The organism is Azospirillum picis, from assembly GCF_017876115.1.
Lineage (GTDB): Bacteria > Pseudomonadota > Alphaproteobacteria > Azospirillales > Azospirillaceae > Azospirillum > Azospirillum picis.
In genome coordinates this window covers 12,258-25,337 of the sequence record NZ_JAGINO010000002.1, presented here as the reverse complement: position 1 = coordinate 25,337, position 13,080 = coordinate 12,258, and the positions used below count along the sequence as shown (strand labels likewise).

Annotated in this window: 17 protein-coding genes; 13 read left to right on the top strand and 4 right to left on the bottom strand. The window is 67.9% G+C overall.

Annotated features, from left to right (window positions below):
* Nucleotides 1–89 precede the first annotated feature (89 nt).
* Complete coding sequence (gene rplQ / locus J2850_RS02520; RefSeq protein WP_209978493.1) at nucleotides 90–518, top strand: 50S ribosomal protein L17; 429 nt, start codon at nucleotides 90–92, stop codon at nucleotides 516–518.
* A 155-nt stretch (nucleotides 519–673) separates the two neighbouring features.
* Nucleotides 674–1,252 (top strand): YqaA family protein, encoded by a 579-nt coding sequence (locus tag J2850_RS02515; protein WP_209978491.1) that lies wholly within the window; start codon nucleotides 674–676, stop codon nucleotides 1,250–1,252.
* Nucleotides 1,253–1,264: 12 nt separating this feature from the next.
* Here J2850_RS02515 and J2850_RS02510 read toward each other — a convergent pair whose 3' ends face one another.
* The gene (locus J2850_RS02510; protein WP_209978488.1) at nucleotides 1,265–1,525 is read right to left on the bottom strand and encodes a hypothetical protein; all 261 of its coding nucleotides are present in this window, start codon (nucleotides 1,523–1,525) and stop codon (nucleotides 1,265–1,267) included.
* Between the two features lie 123 nt (nucleotides 1,526–1,648).
* Between J2850_RS02510 and J2850_RS02505 the strand changes: the two genes are divergently transcribed.
* Nucleotides 1,649–2,020, top strand: a complete 372-nt coding sequence (locus tag J2850_RS02505) for a hypothetical protein (RefSeq protein WP_209978486.1) — start codon at nucleotides 1,649–1,651, stop codon at nucleotides 2,018–2,020.
* A gap of 10 nt (nucleotides 2,021–2,030) precedes the next feature.
* Complete coding sequence (locus J2850_RS02500) at nucleotides 2,031–3,359, top strand: replication-associated recombination protein A (protein WP_209978484.1); 1,329 nt, start codon at nucleotides 2,031–2,033, stop codon at nucleotides 3,357–3,359.
* Nucleotides 3,360–3,386: 27 nt separating this feature from the next.
* On the opposite strand, the gene J2850_RS02495 is transcribed toward J2850_RS02500, so the two are convergent.
* Together J2850_RS02495 and J2850_RS02490 are read right to left on the bottom strand one after the other, a co-directional pair.
* Nucleotides 3,387–3,614: a hypothetical protein gene (locus J2850_RS02495; RefSeq protein ID WP_209978482.1), complete on the bottom strand. Its 228-nt coding sequence runs from the start codon at nucleotides 3,612–3,614 to the stop codon at nucleotides 3,387–3,389.
* Between the two features lie 152 nt (nucleotides 3,615–3,766).
* Complete coding sequence (locus J2850_RS02490) at nucleotides 3,767–4,627, bottom strand: cell envelope integrity EipB family protein (RefSeq protein ID WP_209978480.1); 861 nt, start codon at nucleotides 4,625–4,627, stop codon at nucleotides 3,767–3,769.
* Nucleotides 4,628–4,736: 109 nt separating this feature from the next.
* On the opposite strand from J2850_RS02490, the gene J2850_RS02485 reads away from it, so the two are divergent.
* From J2850_RS02485 to J2850_RS02470, 4 genes are all read left to right on the top strand, one after another.
* Nucleotides 4,737–5,756, top strand: coding sequence for a 2-hydroxyacid dehydrogenase (locus tag J2850_RS02485; RefSeq protein WP_209978478.1), 1,020 nt, complete (start codon nucleotides 4,737–4,739; stop codon nucleotides 5,754–5,756).
* Between the two features lie 224 nt (nucleotides 5,757–5,980).
* On the top strand, nucleotides 5,981–6,697 hold the full coding sequence (locus J2850_RS02480; RefSeq protein WP_209978477.1) for a GGDEF domain-containing protein: 717 nt from the start codon (nucleotides 5,981–5,983) through the stop codon (nucleotides 6,695–6,697).
* Nucleotides 6,698–6,940: 243 nt separating this feature from the next.
* Nucleotides 6,941–7,348 carry a response regulator gene (locus tag J2850_RS02475; RefSeq protein WP_343206872.1) on the top strand — a complete coding sequence of 136 codons (408 nt, stop codon included), beginning with the start codon at nucleotides 6,941–6,943 and terminating at the stop codon, nucleotides 7,346–7,348.
* A 42-nt stretch (nucleotides 7,349–7,390) separates the two neighbouring features.
* A complete protein-coding gene (locus J2850_RS02470) occupies nucleotides 7,391–8,785 on the top strand; it encodes a PleD family two-component system response regulator (RefSeq protein ID WP_209978475.1) in 1,395 nt (464 codons plus the stop codon).
* A 19-nt stretch (nucleotides 8,786–8,804) separates the two neighbouring features.
* Here J2850_RS02470 and J2850_RS02465 read toward each other — a convergent pair whose 3' ends face one another.
* A complete protein-coding gene (locus J2850_RS02465) occupies nucleotides 8,805–9,314 on the bottom strand; it encodes a DUF4405 domain-containing protein (RefSeq protein WP_246512748.1) in 510 nt (169 codons plus the stop codon).
* Nucleotides 9,315–9,576: 262 nt separating this feature from the next.
* On the opposite strand from J2850_RS02465, the gene J2850_RS02460 reads away from it, so the two are divergent.
* The 5 genes from J2850_RS02460 to arfB are packed head-to-tail and all read left to right on the top strand — an operon-like array spanning nucleotide 9,577 to nucleotide 12,904.
* Nucleotides 9,577–10,461: an AraC family transcriptional regulator gene (locus tag J2850_RS02460; protein WP_209978473.1), complete on the top strand. Its 885-nt coding sequence runs from the start codon at nucleotides 9,577–9,579 to the stop codon at nucleotides 10,459–10,461.
* A 10-nt stretch (nucleotides 10,462–10,471) separates the two neighbouring features.
* Nucleotides 10,472–11,209, top strand: coding sequence for an AzlC family ABC transporter permease (locus tag J2850_RS02455; protein WP_246512746.1), 738 nt, complete (start codon nucleotides 10,472–10,474; stop codon nucleotides 11,207–11,209).
* Nucleotides 11,206–11,517 carry an AzlD family protein gene (locus J2850_RS02450; protein ID WP_211113753.1) on the top strand — a complete coding sequence of 104 codons (312 nt, stop codon included), beginning with the start codon at nucleotides 11,206–11,208 and terminating at the stop codon, nucleotides 11,515–11,517. Before J2850_RS02455 ends, J2850_RS02450 begins: the two co-directional genes overlap by 4 nt.
* A gap of 56 nt (nucleotides 11,518–11,573) precedes the next feature.
* Entirely contained in the window at nucleotides 11,574–12,488 is a 915-nt protein-coding gene (rsmA, locus tag J2850_RS02445) for a 16S rRNA (adenine(1518)-N(6)/adenine(1519)-N(6))-dimethyltransferase RsmA (RefSeq protein WP_246512744.1), read from the top strand.
* The gene (gene arfB / locus J2850_RS02440) at nucleotides 12,485–12,904 is read left to right on the top strand and encodes an alternative ribosome rescue aminoacyl-tRNA hydrolase ArfB (protein WP_209978471.1); all 420 of its coding nucleotides are present in this window, start codon (nucleotides 12,485–12,487) and stop codon (nucleotides 12,902–12,904) included. The genes rsmA and arfB overlap by 4 nt, the downstream gene beginning before the upstream one ends.
* Nucleotides 12,905–13,080: the final 176 nt, after the last annotated feature.

Here is a 13,080-nt window from a genome sequence, read left to right as displayed (position 1 = left end):
CGACCCCTTGGCCGTACCAGCATTTCGACTGGGCGGCGGGGTTCACGATCGGCTCCCCGAGGGGGGCCACGCCATGAAGGAGGACCGCCATGCGTCACGGCGTTTCGGGACGTAAGTTCAGCAAGACCAGCAGCCACCGCAAGGCCATGTTCTCGAACATGGCGAACGCGGTGATCAAGCACGAGCAGATCACCACCACCCTGCCGAAGGCGAAGGACCTGCGTCCGATCGTCGACAAGCTGATCACGCTCGGCAAGAAGGGTGGCCTGGCCAACCGCCGCCTGGCTTTCGCCCAGTTGCGCGACAACGACACGGTGACCAAGCTGTTCACCGTGATCGCCGAGCGCTACAAGGACCGCCAGGGTGGCTACAGCCGCGTCCTGAAGGCCGGCTTCCGCTATGGCGACGCCGCCGACATGGCGGTGTTCGAGCTGGTCGACCGCGACGTTTCCGCCAAGGGCCAGGATTCCGGCCCGACGCAGGACGCCGTGGAGGCCGAGGGCGAGACCGCCGAGTAAAATGACCGGCAATCGCGCCGGCCTTGCCGACCGTGCGGCATCGGGTCTCAGGACCACTTGCCGGGCGGGACGGAGCCGCCGATATCGGTGATATGTTAGACCCTTCCCTCGGGGCCACCCCCGAGGGAAGGGTTTTCTCTTATGTGGCCGGTCGAATGCTGCGTTCTCTTTACACGCGCCTCCAGCGCCTGTCCGCCCGCGACGATGCCGTCTGGTGGATGTCGGCGATCTCCTTCGCCGAAAGCTCCTTCTTCCCCTTGCCGCCGGACGTGATGCTGGTGCCGATGTGCCTGGCGAAGCCGAAGCGCCTGTGGTTCTACACCAACATCTGCGCGCTGGCGTCGCTGCTCGGCGGACTGCTGGGCTATGCGCTGGGCTTCTATCTGTTCGAGAGCGTCGGGCGGATGATCATCGACTTCTACAATGCGCAGGAGTCGTTCCATCATTTCCAGGAGATGTTCGCCGAGTTCGGCCCCTGGTTCCTGATCCTGAAGGGGGTCACGCCCATCCCCTACAAGCTGCTGACGATCACCGCCGGATTCGCCCACCTCGACCTGACCGTCTTCATCCTCTGTTCGATCGTGGCGCGCTTCTCGCGCTTCTACATGATTGCGATCCTGCTGCATTTCTATGGCCCGCAGGTGCAGCACATCATCGAGAAGCGCCTGATGCTGGTGGCCACCGTCCTGCTGGTCGTGGTGGTCGGCGGCCTGCTCAGCTTCAAGTTCGTCTGACGGAAGCGCCGCTCAGTCGGGCATTCCCTGGTCCGGACGGTCACGCCGGGATGGCGGCAGAGCGCTGCGTTCCGCCCTGTCGCGGCGGACGATGACCACGATGGCCACCGCCACCACGAGCCCGCCGAGCAGAGGCAGGATCATCTCGGTCATGCCGACGTTCGGCAGGGCGAGCGCCCGTGCGGCCAGCATCACCAGCCCGAGGAGCAGAAGGCCCAGCAGGATGGGCCAGGATCGGCGCCGCGGCCCGTCGCGGTGCGATTTCGGTGTCATTTCAGTCATTCCCTTCCAACACAGGTTATCGGCATAGTGGAGGCCGAAACGGGGATGGTCCAGGGGGGTGTGGCATTCCGTCATGCCGGGGGCCGTCCCGCATCAAGAACAATAGGAGCCGTCGTGGCTATGTTCCGTCCGGTTCGTCTCATCGCCCCTCTTCTCGCCGTCGCCCTGTTGAGCCTTTCCGCCTGCGCCGACCGTCCGGCGGCACGCCAGTCCACGGGGCCGGCCCCCACCGTGACCGTGGTTCCGGGGGGCTCGACCCAGCGGGTGCCGGCCGGCGATGACCAGTCGCTGCGCCTCGACGGCGACGTCGGTCCAGGCGGCACCTGCCAGGCCCAGTGCGAACGCAGCCACAATGTCTGCATGGACTCGGTGGCGGCACGCACGGACGGCAACATGGGGCTTTCCGGCACAACGCCGTTCTCGCCGACCGACAATTGCGACTTCCAGCTCAAGCAGTGCTTCCAGCGCTGCGGCGCGGCGCGCTGAGGCACCGGTCATGGCGAAGCGCGGCGAGTCGGGCGGGGACGCCGGCCTGTTCGAATCGGCAGTTCCCCGGCCGCTCGCCGACCGGCTGCGCCCGCGCAGCCTGGAGGAGGTGGTCGGGCAGAACCATCTCCTGAAGGCGGATGGCCCGCTCGGCCGGATGGTGGCGGCAAGGCGTCTCGCCTCGATGGTGCTGTGGGGGCCGCCCGGCTGCGGCAAGACCACGATCGCCCGCCTGCTGGCCCACAGCACCGACCTTCATTTCGAACCGCTGTCGGCGGTCTTCTCCGGTGTGGCCGACCTGCGCCGCGTCTTCGATGCGGCACGGGCGCGGCGGTTGGCCGGGCAGGGCACGCTGCTGTTCATTGACGAAATCCACCGTTTCAACCGATCGCAGCAGGACGGCTTCCTGCCATACGTCGAGGACGGCACCGTCACGCTGGTGGGCGCCACCACCGAGAATCCGTCCTTCGAGCTGAACGCGGCCTTGCTGTCGCGGGCGCAGGTCTTCGTGCTGAACCGGCTGGACGATGCGGCGCTGGAAAAGCTCCTGTCGCGGGCGGAGGCGGAAATGGGCCGTCCGCTGCCCCTCGACGCCGACGCCCGTGCCGCGGTGAAGGCGATGGCCGATGGCGACGGCCGCTTCTGCCTGAACCTGTGCGAGGAGCTTTTCGCCCTGCCGGCCGGCACCATGCTCGACAGCAACGGGCTGGCCGCCACCATCCAGCGGCGGGCGCCGCTGTACGACAAGGCGCAGGAAGGGCACTACAACCTGATCAGCGCGCTGCACAAGTCGCTGCGCGGATCGGACACCGATGCGGCGCTCTACTGGTACAGCCGCATGCTCGACGGGGGTGAGGATCCGCGCTACATCGCCCGCCGGCTGACCCGGTTCGCGGTCGAGGACATCGGCTTGGCGGACCCCAATGCCCTGACCCACGCGATTGCCGCCTGGGAAGCCTATGAGCGCCTCGGCAGCCCGGAGGGCGAACTCGCCATCGCCCAGCTCGTCATCTATTTGGGAACGGCGCCGAAGTCGAATGCCGGCTATACCGCCTACAAGTCAGCGGTTCGCGCGGCAAAGGAAACCGGTTCCCTGATGCCGCCCAAGCATATCCTGAACGCGCCGACCAAGCTGATGAAGAACATCGGCTACGGCAAGGGCTACGAATACGACCACGACACCGCCGACGGCTTCTCTGGCCAGAACTATTTCCCGGACGGCATGGAGCGGCGGGATTTCTACCGTCCGGTGGAACGCGGGTTCGAACGCGAACTCCGCAAGAGGCAGGACTATTGGAGCAAGCTGCGCGAGCGGCGGGGAGAGGGTGAACAGGGGTGAGGGGCGAACAGGGCGGGGGACGCCGCCTCAGGCCGCCATGCCGTCGGCCGGTGCGGCGGCGATCAGGCGGTAGTGGCTGGGATCGGCCAGAACCGAGCAGCTCAGCGTCTTGAAGACGCCGTCGTCGTCGGTGCAGACCACCCGCGCATGGGGAATGCCCAACAGGTCGACCGTTGCCGTCACCCGCCAACCGCGGCCGCCGACACTGCCGACCGACTGGAAAACCTGTCCGATCTGGACACGCTTCTTGCTCATGACGGAATCCTCGGAGGGCCGCCCGCCTCTGGTGCGGAGCCGGCCCGTTGCGCAATACATCGACCCGCAGTTAAACGCAGCCGCGAGTCGCGATCAACAGGGAAACCATCGGGCAGTCGCTTGGAAAATGTCTCCGCCCCTGTGGCGGCTTATCAGCAGCCGGATTTCGGCAGCGCCTCGATCTTGTCCAGCACGGCCTTGACCGTAAAGTCGCCGTAGTCGATCTGCATGGATTCGGCGATGCCGTTTTCCAGCAACTGCAGGCTCATCTCGTATTCCGGCTGTGCTGAATCGCTTTGCAGCGGGAAGAAGGCCATGCGGACCGGCCAGGCCTTCGCGACCTTCAGCAGCGGATCCTTGCCCGCCTCCCTGGGAGCCTGCGGCTTGCCGACGACGGCGGAGACCTCGGTCGGCCCCTCGGCGTCGGACCCGTCGAAGATGGTGCTGGAGAAGAAGGCCTCCTTGCGCACGGCATGATCGATGATCGCCAACGTATGGGCCGTCGGGAACATGGTGCCCGGCGGCAGGTCCATCTCCTGGGGTTCCGGCTTGGTGAACTGCGCGGTCCCGCCACCGCCCTTCGGCTTCAGGTTGGCCTCGCCGCGCACCTCGTCGTCGAGTTCGCCATTGACCAGCTTGCGGACGTTGAAGCGGTAGCGCAGCCCGTCCTTCGCCTCCCAGGTGGTGTAGTTGGTGTTCATCGCCATGTCGTCGCCTTCGCTGTAGACGAAGCGCAATTGGAACCGCTGCTCCGTCGTCCAGCCGTCACAGGCGTCGGCCCACTCGAACATCATGCGGCCGCGGACGTCGCTGACCTTCGAGCCGTTGCGGATCGACCCGAGCGACATTGTGTAGAGCGCGCGATGGGGTTGGATTTTGCCTGCTACCGCCGCCAGCGAGGTGGCGGCCGGCTGGGCCATGGCCGGGGAGGCCGCGAGGAGAGCCCCGGCGGAAAGGGCGACGATCAACGCCGCGCAAGCGGGTGCCGGCAGTGCGGAATGACGGTCGAGCAAGACGGTATCCACGAGGTGATTGACGGCGTCGGGTGGAGTATGGGTGTTTTTGTCGGGACCCGGAAGAGCCGACACCCGATTTCCTAATCAATGGAAGGGAACAGACAGAATGACAAGCCCCGCCGAAATTCCGTCCGAGGCGCCTTCCGGGCCTTCTCCCGCATTCCGTCCGGTTCTGCTGCTGACCCGCCGGTTGCCGGACGCGGTGGAAGCGCGGGCGGGGCGCGACTATCAGGCGATCCTCAATCGCGACGACCGGACGCTTGATGGACGGGAGATCGCCGCTCTGGCCGGGGAGACGGAAGCCGATGCCGTCCTCTGCTGTGCCGGGGACCGCATGGATGCCGCGGCCATCGCCGCGCTGCCGCAGCGCGTCAGGATCCTGGCCACCTTCTCCGTCGGGACGGATCACATCGACGTGGAGGCGGCGAGGGCGCGCGGGCTCACGGTGACCAACACGCCCGACGTCCTGACCGATGCCACGGCCGACATCGCGCTTCTTCTGCTCCTCGGGGCGGCACGGCGGGCATCGGAAGGCGAGCGGATGATCCGGGACGGCTCCTGGACCGGCTGGACCCCGACGCAGTTGATGGGGACTCACGTCGGCGGCAAGCGGCTGGGCATCGTCGGCATGGGGCGCATCGGCCAGGCGGTGGCGCAACGGGCTCGCGCCTTCGGCATGGCGATCCATTACAGCAACCGTCGGCGGCTGCCGGCGGAGCTGGAGGAGGGCGCCACCTACCATGCCGACCCGGAGGCCATGCTGCCGGTTTGCGACGTGTTGTCTTTGCATTTTCCGTCGACGGCCGAAACCCGACACTGGCTGAACGCCGCGAGGATCGAGCGGCTGCCCGCAGGGGCGATCCTCGTCAACACCGCCCGCGGCAGCGTGGTGGACGACGAGGCGGTGATCGCGGCGCTCGCCAGCGGTCGGCTCGCCGCAGCGGGACTCGACGTGTTCGAGAACGAGCCGAACCTGCACCCCGGCTATCGAAGCCTGCCCAACGCCTTCCTGCTGCCGCACCTCGGCAGTGCGACGGTGGAGACGCGCAACGCCATGGGCTTCAGGGCACTGGACAACATCGATGCGGTGTTTTCCGGCCGTCCCGCACCGGACCGGGTGGTGTGACGGCCGCGACCAGCACGGCGCCGCGAACGGCCGCCCGGTCCGCCCCGGCACGGATTGCCCATGGGCGGCAGAAGCTGCCGGGTGCGGTGGGCAACTCGGGCCGCCCTGCCGGATGATCCCGCGGCACAATAGATAAAATGCCCGAAATCGTTGGTCGGCGAGTTGGCATGCGGGTTGCTTGGGGAAGGGCGGAGTGTTTCGACCTTCGTCAGAGGAGCCGACCCATGAACGCCATCGTTGCCGCCCTGGACCTGAAGCGCCACAGCTCCGATCGTTTCGACGGCGCGTCGGACTGGTCGCCGGTTGCGCTGGCCTCACGCGTCGGGCTGGTGCGCGGGACCGAGCGGCAGACGCTGGATGACACCATCGGCCTGCTCGCCGAGGCCCGCGAGACGATCGACGAACTGCGCGAGCGGATCGCCTATCTCGAAAGCCTGACGATGACGGACGAGCTGACCGGCCTCCTGAACCGTCGTGGCTTCTACAGCCATTTCCGGCGCGAGTTGGCGCAGGCGCGCCGGCATGGCAGCGCCGGCGGCCTCCTGGTCATGATCGACCTCGATGGCTTCAAGGCGATCAACGATACCCACGGCCATCTCGCCGGCGATGCCTATCTGCGGCACATCGCCCGCTTGATCGTGGACAACGTCCGCCAGGAGGATGTCGTCGCCCGCCTCGGCGGCGACGAGTTCGCGGTCCTCCTGACCAATACCGACACCGCCAACGGACTCGCCCGTGCCCGGCAACTGGCCGCGATCGCCGATGCCACCCATGTGGAGTGGGGCGGACAGGCCCTGCCGATCCGCTTCTCGGTCGGGACGCAGCCTTATGGCGGCGAGGACAGCGAGGACGAGGTGATGCGGCGCGCCGATACGATGATGTACGGCGCCAAGAATGCACGCCGCCGCAGCACCCGCCGCAAGGTGAAGGCCGCCGCCTGAACAGGGCAGGCCGCATCTCGGCGGTCATCGTTCCGCAAAACACATGCCGCCCACGCCTGCGTGGGCGGTTTTGCTTTGCGAGGTCGGCGACGACGAGGTCGCATGGGCATCGCTTCCCTGTCGGCCGTAACGGCAATTTAACCGTCGCGACCTAATCAGAAAGGGGGTATACCGGATTCTCGGTGCCGAGCGCATGCCGGCGGCATGGGCGATGTCGATGTGGAAGCAGCCCAGGGAGGATGCATGTCAGCGGAACCGGGCGGCCCGGCTGCGGTCGGCGGGCAGCCGATGAAGACCGTCCTTATCGTGGAGGACAACGAGCTGAACATGAAGCTCTTCCATGACCTCCTCGAAGCGCACGGATACGGTACGCTGCAGACTCGCGACGGCATGGAGGCGATGCGGCTTGCCCGGGAGCACCGGCCGGACCTGATCCTGATGGACATCCAGCTTCCCGAGGTGTCCGGGTTGGAGGTCACGCGCTGGATCAAGGACGATCCCGACCTCAGGCGCATTCCGGTGGTGGCGGTGACGGCCTTCGCCATGAAGGGGGATGAGGAAAAAATCCGGCAAGGTGGCTGCGAAGACTACGTTGCCAAGCCGATATCCGTCGTGAAATTCCTCGAAACCGTTAAGAAATTCCTCAACTGAACGCGTTCCTCCTGGCGAAAATCTGTAGGACTCCATCCTTCCATGTCAGCGCGTGTCCTTGTCGTCGATGACGTTCTGCCCAACGTGAAGCTGCTCGCGGCGAAGCTGACGCGCGAGTACTTCAACGTTCTGACGGCATTCAACGGGCCGGACGCGCTGGAAATGGTGCGGAAGGAGGCCCCTGATATCGTCCTGCTCGACGTCATGATGCCCGGCATGGATGGTTTCGAGGTCTGCGAGAAGATCCGCTCGGACCCCGCCACGATGCACATTCCGGTGGTGATGGTGACCGCGCTGTCGGACGTGGCCGACCGCGTCCGCGGGCTGGAGGCCGGAGCCGACGACTTCCTGACCAAGCCCGTGAACGACATCGCGCTGTTCGCCCGCGTTCGCTCGCTGGTGCGGCTGAAGATGATGATGGACGAATGGCGCCTGCGTGAGAGCACGTCCGGCCATTTCGGCGTTATCGAGCGCAGCGGCTCGCTGCTGAGCGAGTCCTTCGAGCGCGCCCAGGTGCTGGTGCTGGAGGACTCGGCACTGGACCTGGAGAAGGTAACGGAGACGCTCAAGCGCGATCACAACACGGTCCTGGCCGCCGCTACCTGCGCCAAGGCGCTGGAGCGTGCGCTGGGCGGCGACCTGGACTTGGTCGTGGTCAGCCTGACGCTTCTGAACGAGGACGGGCTGCGCCTCTGTTCGCAGTTGCGCTCGCACGAGCGCACGCGCCAGGTACCGATCCTGCTGATGGTGGACGAGGGCGACCTCGGGCAGGTGGCGAAGGGGCTGGAGCTGGGCGCCAACGACTACGTCATCAAGCCGGTCGACCGCAACGAGTTGCTGGCCCGCGCCCGCACGCAGATCCGGCGTCGCCGCTACCAGGAACGGCTGCGCTCGAACTACGAGCAGAGCCTGTCGATGGCCCTGACCGACAGCCTCACCGGCGTCTTCAATCGCCGGTACGTCAACGCCCATCTGCCGCGCCTGCTGGAGCGCGCGATCGACAGCCACAAGCCGGTGGCCGTGCTGATGTTCGACATCGACCACTTCAAGGTGGTCAACGACACCTATGGCCACATCATCGGCGACGAGGTGCTGCGCGAGGTTTCGACCCGCGCCAGCCGCAACCTGCGCACCTTCGATCTCGTCGCCCGGCTGGGTGGCGAGGAGTTCATCGTCATCCTGCCCGACACCGACGGCGAGGCGGCCCTGATCGTGGCGGAGCGGCTGCGCTCGCGCATCGCCGACACCCCGTTCACGGTATCGGCCGACCGGGGCGAGATCAGCGTTACCGTTTCCATCGGCATCTCCGTCGGCGGACGGCTCGGTGACACCGCCGATGCCCTGGTCCGCCGTGCCGACGAGGCGCTCTACGAGGCCAAGCGTTCCGGCCGCAACTGCGTCATGGCCGACCCGCGGGCTGAACAGCGCGACGGCTGACGGCGCCGCCTTCGCCGGATCAGCGTGGGCGCTGGCTGGCCAGCAGGCTGGCGACAGCGGCACCGTTCCGTCCGGACCGCTGGCCGATCGCGTCGAGGCTGTCGCCGGGTGCCGCATCGATGCCGGCGGCCTTCAGCACGCCCAGCGCCTTCTCGACGCCGAGGCCGAGCGCGGGCGCCGCGGTTTCCAGGCTGCTTTCCGACAGTGCGCGGAACACCGCGCCGGCGTTGGCACCGGCGCCGGTGCTGCCGGTCATTCCCGTGAAAACGACCGAGGCGACCAGGCTGGCGGTGAAGGCGGCCCGCGCCGCGTTGCGTTTCAGGTAACCGGTGAAGGCACGCCAGTTCTTCGCCAGGTGCCAAGCCGCTATGGCGGAAAAGGCCACGCTCAGCCATTCGTGCGAGAAACGCACCAGACCGGCGTTCCAGTGCCCAAGCAGCATGATCCCGGTTACCGTGGACACGAAGAAGGTCACGAGGGTGACCGGCGTGACGACGTCACGGGTCACGACCTGGACGTTGATTGCCATGGAAGCCCCCTGTTCGATGCCGTTCCTGAGCGGCCTGACCATAGCCCCCAACTGTAACTGGACGATATCAGCCGGCAGGGCGGGACGTAACAGTGTGTAACCCGCCGGGACGGACGGTCGGGTATCGCGACCGATCGGCGGGATGGTCTGCCGCGGTTCCCGCCGATGGGCGCCGACGCGAAACCCTGCGACGTGCCAGTCCGGCGGCTGGAACAGCAATCGCGTCCAAGACGCCTGCCGTTGCCGGCTGTTACAGTGCGGTATGGACCAGCAGCACGCACTCATCGAGAAGCCGGCCGGGCGTGGCGATTTCGCGCGGTTGTGGCGCGAGGCGCGGTTCGACGGCATGGAATGCCTGAACGCGCGCTTCCAGCGCCACAGCTACGCCCCGCATACGCATGAGACCTACGTCGTCGGCGTCATCACCGCCGGCACCGAGCTGTACCGGTGCCGCGGATCGGACCGCGTGGCGCAGGCGGGGCAGGTGGTGGTGCTGGACCCGGACGTGCTGCATGATGGCCGCCCCGCGGCCGACGGCTATGCCTACCGCATGTTCTATCCATCGGTCGGGCTGTTCGAGCAGGCGATGGCGGACGCTACGGGGCGTCCGGTGGCACCGCATTTCCCCGCCATGGAACTCGACGACCCCGAGCTGTTCCTGCTGATCCGCGGCCTGCATCACGGGCTGGAGGATCCGCACCGCGAGCCCCTGCGGACCGACACCGACGCGATGCGCGCCTTCACCCTGCTGGCATTCCGTCACGGCGACCTGACCGCCCGCCCGCTGCCGGCAGGGCGCGAGCCGGTGGCGGTGCGCCGCGCGCGCGAATATCTGGACGCCCACCTCGACGACCCGGTCGAGCTGGCCGAACTGGCGGAAGCGGCGGGCCTCAGCCGCTTCCACCTCCTGCGGGTTTTCCGGGCTGCGGTGGGAACGACCCCGCATGGCTACCTGACCGACCGCCGGGTGGCCCGCGCCAAGCGGCTGCTCGCAGGGCCGCTGCCGCTGGCCGAGGTGGCGCTGGCCTGCGGGTTCTGCGACCAGGCCCATTTCAACCGGGTGTTCAAGGGGCGGGTCGGCGTTTCGCCGGGCCAATACCGGCGCGGCAGCAATCCGATCCAAGACGTCCTCGTCTCGGCAGCCTAGCTTGCCCGGCATGACGAGCATGCAAACCATGACCTCGCGGGCCTCGGCAAGACAGGATTTCGCGCTGGGCGCCCTGCATTCCCTGCCGGTGGTTGCCGGGGCCGTTCCCTTCGGCTTCCTGCTGGGCAGTCTCGCCGCCAAGGCCGGTCTGTCGCCTCTCGACATGGGGCTGATGAGCGCCCTGGTCTTCGCCGGCAGTGCCCAGTTCGTGGCGGTCGACCTGCTGGGCAAGGGGACCGCCGGGCTGGCGGTGGTCGGCGCCATCCTGCTGGTGAACCTGCGTCATCTGCTGATGGGGGCGACGCTCGAACCGCGGTTCCGCGGCGTGTCCAAGGCGCGGGCCGGACTGGCCCTGTTCTTCATGACCGACGAGCAGTGGGCGCTGGCCCTGCGCCGCGGGCAGGAGCTGACGCTGGCCTATTGGTACGGCGTGGCGCTGACGCTCTATCTCGCATGGCTGGCCAGTTCGGTCGCCGGCACGATGGCCGGCGCCCTGATCGCCGACCCTGCCGCCTGGGGGTTGGACTTCACCTTCATCGCCGTCTTCCTTTGCCTGCTTGCCGGCTTCTGGCGAGGCGCCGGTTCCCTGCCGCCCTGGATCGCCAGCGCCGCCGCAGCGCTGGGCGTGCATGCCCTGTCGCCCGGCGGGCCTTGGCATATCCTGGCGGGTGCCGTCGCCGGCGGCGCGGCCGCGGCCTGGCAGTCGCGGCTTGGCCGGGATGGGGTGGGAGAGGGCGGCGCGTCATGATCCCCGATGCCATGCAACTGGATTGGAGCCTGTTCGCCGTGGCGCTTGGCGGCGCGCTGGTGACATGGCTGACGCGGATCGGTGGCCCCTGGCTGATCACCCGCGTCCGGCTCGGTCCGGCGGCGAGCGCCGCGCTGGAAGCGACTCCGGGAGCGGTTCTGGTCGCCCTGGTGGCGCCGTCCGCGCTGTCCCGCCCGTCGGACGCGCTGGCGGCGGCCTTCGTCTGCCTGATCGCCCGGCGCGTGCCGATGGTGGTCGCGGTGGCGGGCGGGGTGGCGATGGTCGTGCTGTTGCGATGGCTGCTGTAGCCGTCACGGCAAACTGTCGTCTGGTGAAGAGGCCGGCGGATGCCTATAAGTCGGGAATGACCGATCCGACCCTCGTCCCGCCCGAGTCTGCCGTTCCGTCCGAGTCTGCTTCCCCGCAGGGCTCCTTCGACCCGCATGCCCTGCCGCCGCTGCGGGAGGTGATCGCGCGTTTCGGCCTGGATGCCCGCAAGGCCCTGGGGCAGAACTTCCTGCTCGACCTCAACCTGACCGGACGGATCGCGCGGTCGGCCAACCTGCCGCCCGGCACCACGGCCGTCGAGGTCGGTCCCGGCCCCGGCGGGCTGACCCGTGCCCTGCTGGCCACCGACGCGGTGAAGGTCATCGCCATCGAACGCGACCGCCGCTTCATCGAGGCGCTGCAGGACGTGGTCGAGGCCGCCCGGGGCCGCCTGGCCATCGTCGAGGCCGATGCCCTGACGGTCGATCCCGAGCAGCTCGCACCGGCCCCGCGTGCCGTCGTAGCCAATCTCCCCTACAACGTCGCCACCCCGCTCCTGCTGGGATGGCTGGCGCGCATCGAAGCCTATGTCAGCCTGACGCTGATGTTCCAGAAGGAGGTCGCCGACCGCCTGGTGGCGAAGCCGGGCAGCAAGGCCTATGGCCGCCTGTCGGTCATCACCCAGTGGCGGAGCGAGGCGCGCGTGCTGTTCAACCTGCCGCCGCGAGCCTTCACGCCGCCGCCGAAGGTGGAGTCCACGGTCGTCCACCTGACGCCGCGCATCGGTGCGGAGCCGGCGGACTGGCGTGCGGTCGAGCAGGTGACCGCGGCGGCCTTCGGCCAGCGCCGCAAGATGCTGAGGCAGAGCCTGAAGTCTCTCGGCAACGCCGAGGCGCTGCTGGAGGAAACCGGCATCGCCCCGACCGCCCGCGCCGAGGAGATCGACGTGGCCGGCTTCGCGGCGTTGGCGCGTGCGTTCCGGGCGAGGAATCCGCTGGAGCCGCCCCGATGATCCGGGTCACCCCGCGCATCAGCCTCGACGAGAGCGAACTCCAGGAGGATTTCGTCAGGGCGTCCGGGCCGGGCGGCCAGCACGTCAACAAGACCGAATCCGCCGTCCAGTTGCGGTTCAACGTCGCCGCGTCCCCGAACATTCCACCGGATGTGAAGGTCCGGCTGGCGAAGCTGGCAGGATCGAGGATGACGTCCGACGGGGTGTTGATCATCCAGGGCGACAGCTACCGCAGCCAGCTCCGGAACCGCGAGGACGTGCGGGAACGCCTGATCGACCTGATCCGGGACGCCTCGGTTCCGCCCAAGATCCGGCGCAAGACCAAGCCGACCTACGGATCGCAGCAGCGGCGCCTGGAGGGCAAGGCCAAGCGGTCGGAAGTGAAGCAGGGACGCCGCGGCCCGACCGGCGAATAGCGCAAGCCGGGACGCGCGGCGGCGCGGATTGGCCGCATGGCGCCGCCCGCCGGCAGGCGCCTCCGCCCCGGCATGTCCGCCATGAGATGGGCGCATTAGACGATGCAACCGCCCCGTGCGAGATTTTTGTCCGCTGGACTGCACAACATTTTCCCCGCGCGGACAGTGCCGGGGTC

Excerpts from the sequence above, each read along its gene's own strand:
- rplQ (WP_209978493.1), top strand. The coding sequence starts at position 90 with ATGCGTCACGGCGTTTCGGGACGTAAGTTCAGCAAGACCAGCAGCCAC.
- J2850_RS02515 (WP_209978491.1), top strand. The coding sequence starts at position 674 with ATGCTGCGTTCTCTTTACACGCGCCTCCAGCGCCTGTCCGCCCGCGAC.
- J2850_RS02510 (WP_209978488.1), bottom strand. The coding sequence starts at position 1,525 with ATGACACCGAAATCGCACCGCGACGGGCCGCGGCGCCGATCCTGGCCC.
- J2850_RS02500 (WP_209978484.1), top strand. The coding sequence starts at position 2,031 with ATGGCGAAGCGCGGCGAGTCGGGCGGGGACGCCGGCCTGTTCGAATCG.
- J2850_RS02495 (WP_209978482.1), bottom strand. The coding sequence starts at position 3,614 with ATGAGCAAGAAGCGTGTCCAGATCGGACAGGTTTTCCAGTCGGTCGGC.
- J2850_RS02485 (WP_209978478.1), top strand. The coding sequence starts at position 4,737 with ATGACAAGCCCCGCCGAAATTCCGTCCGAGGCGCCTTCCGGGCCTTCT.
- J2850_RS02480 (WP_209978477.1), top strand. The coding sequence starts at position 5,981 with ATGAACGCCATCGTTGCCGCCCTGGACCTGAAGCGCCACAGCTCCGAT.
- J2850_RS02475 (WP_343206872.1), top strand. The coding sequence starts at position 6,941 with ATGTCAGCGGAACCGGGCGGCCCGGCTGCGGTCGGCGGGCAGCCGATG.
- J2850_RS02470 (WP_209978475.1), top strand. The coding sequence starts at position 7,391 with ATGTCAGCGCGTGTCCTTGTCGTCGATGACGTTCTGCCCAACGTGAAG.
- J2850_RS02465 (WP_246512748.1), bottom strand. The coding sequence starts at position 9,314 with ATGGCAATCAACGTCCAGGTCGTGACCCGTGACGTCGTCACGCCGGTC.
- J2850_RS02460 (WP_209978473.1), top strand. The coding sequence starts at position 9,577 with ATGGACCAGCAGCACGCACTCATCGAGAAGCCGGCCGGGCGTGGCGAT.
- J2850_RS02455 (WP_246512746.1), top strand. The coding sequence starts at position 10,472 with ATGACGAGCATGCAAACCATGACCTCGCGGGCCTCGGCAAGACAGGAT.
- J2850_RS02450 (WP_211113753.1), top strand. The coding sequence starts at position 11,206 with ATGATCCCCGATGCCATGCAACTGGATTGGAGCCTGTTCGCCGTGGCG.
- rsmA (WP_246512744.1), top strand. The coding sequence starts at position 11,574 with ATGACCGATCCGACCCTCGTCCCGCCCGAGTCTGCCGTTCCGTCCGAG.
- arfB (WP_209978471.1), top strand. The coding sequence starts at position 12,485 with ATGATCCGGGTCACCCCGCGCATCAGCCTCGACGAGAGCGAACTCCAG.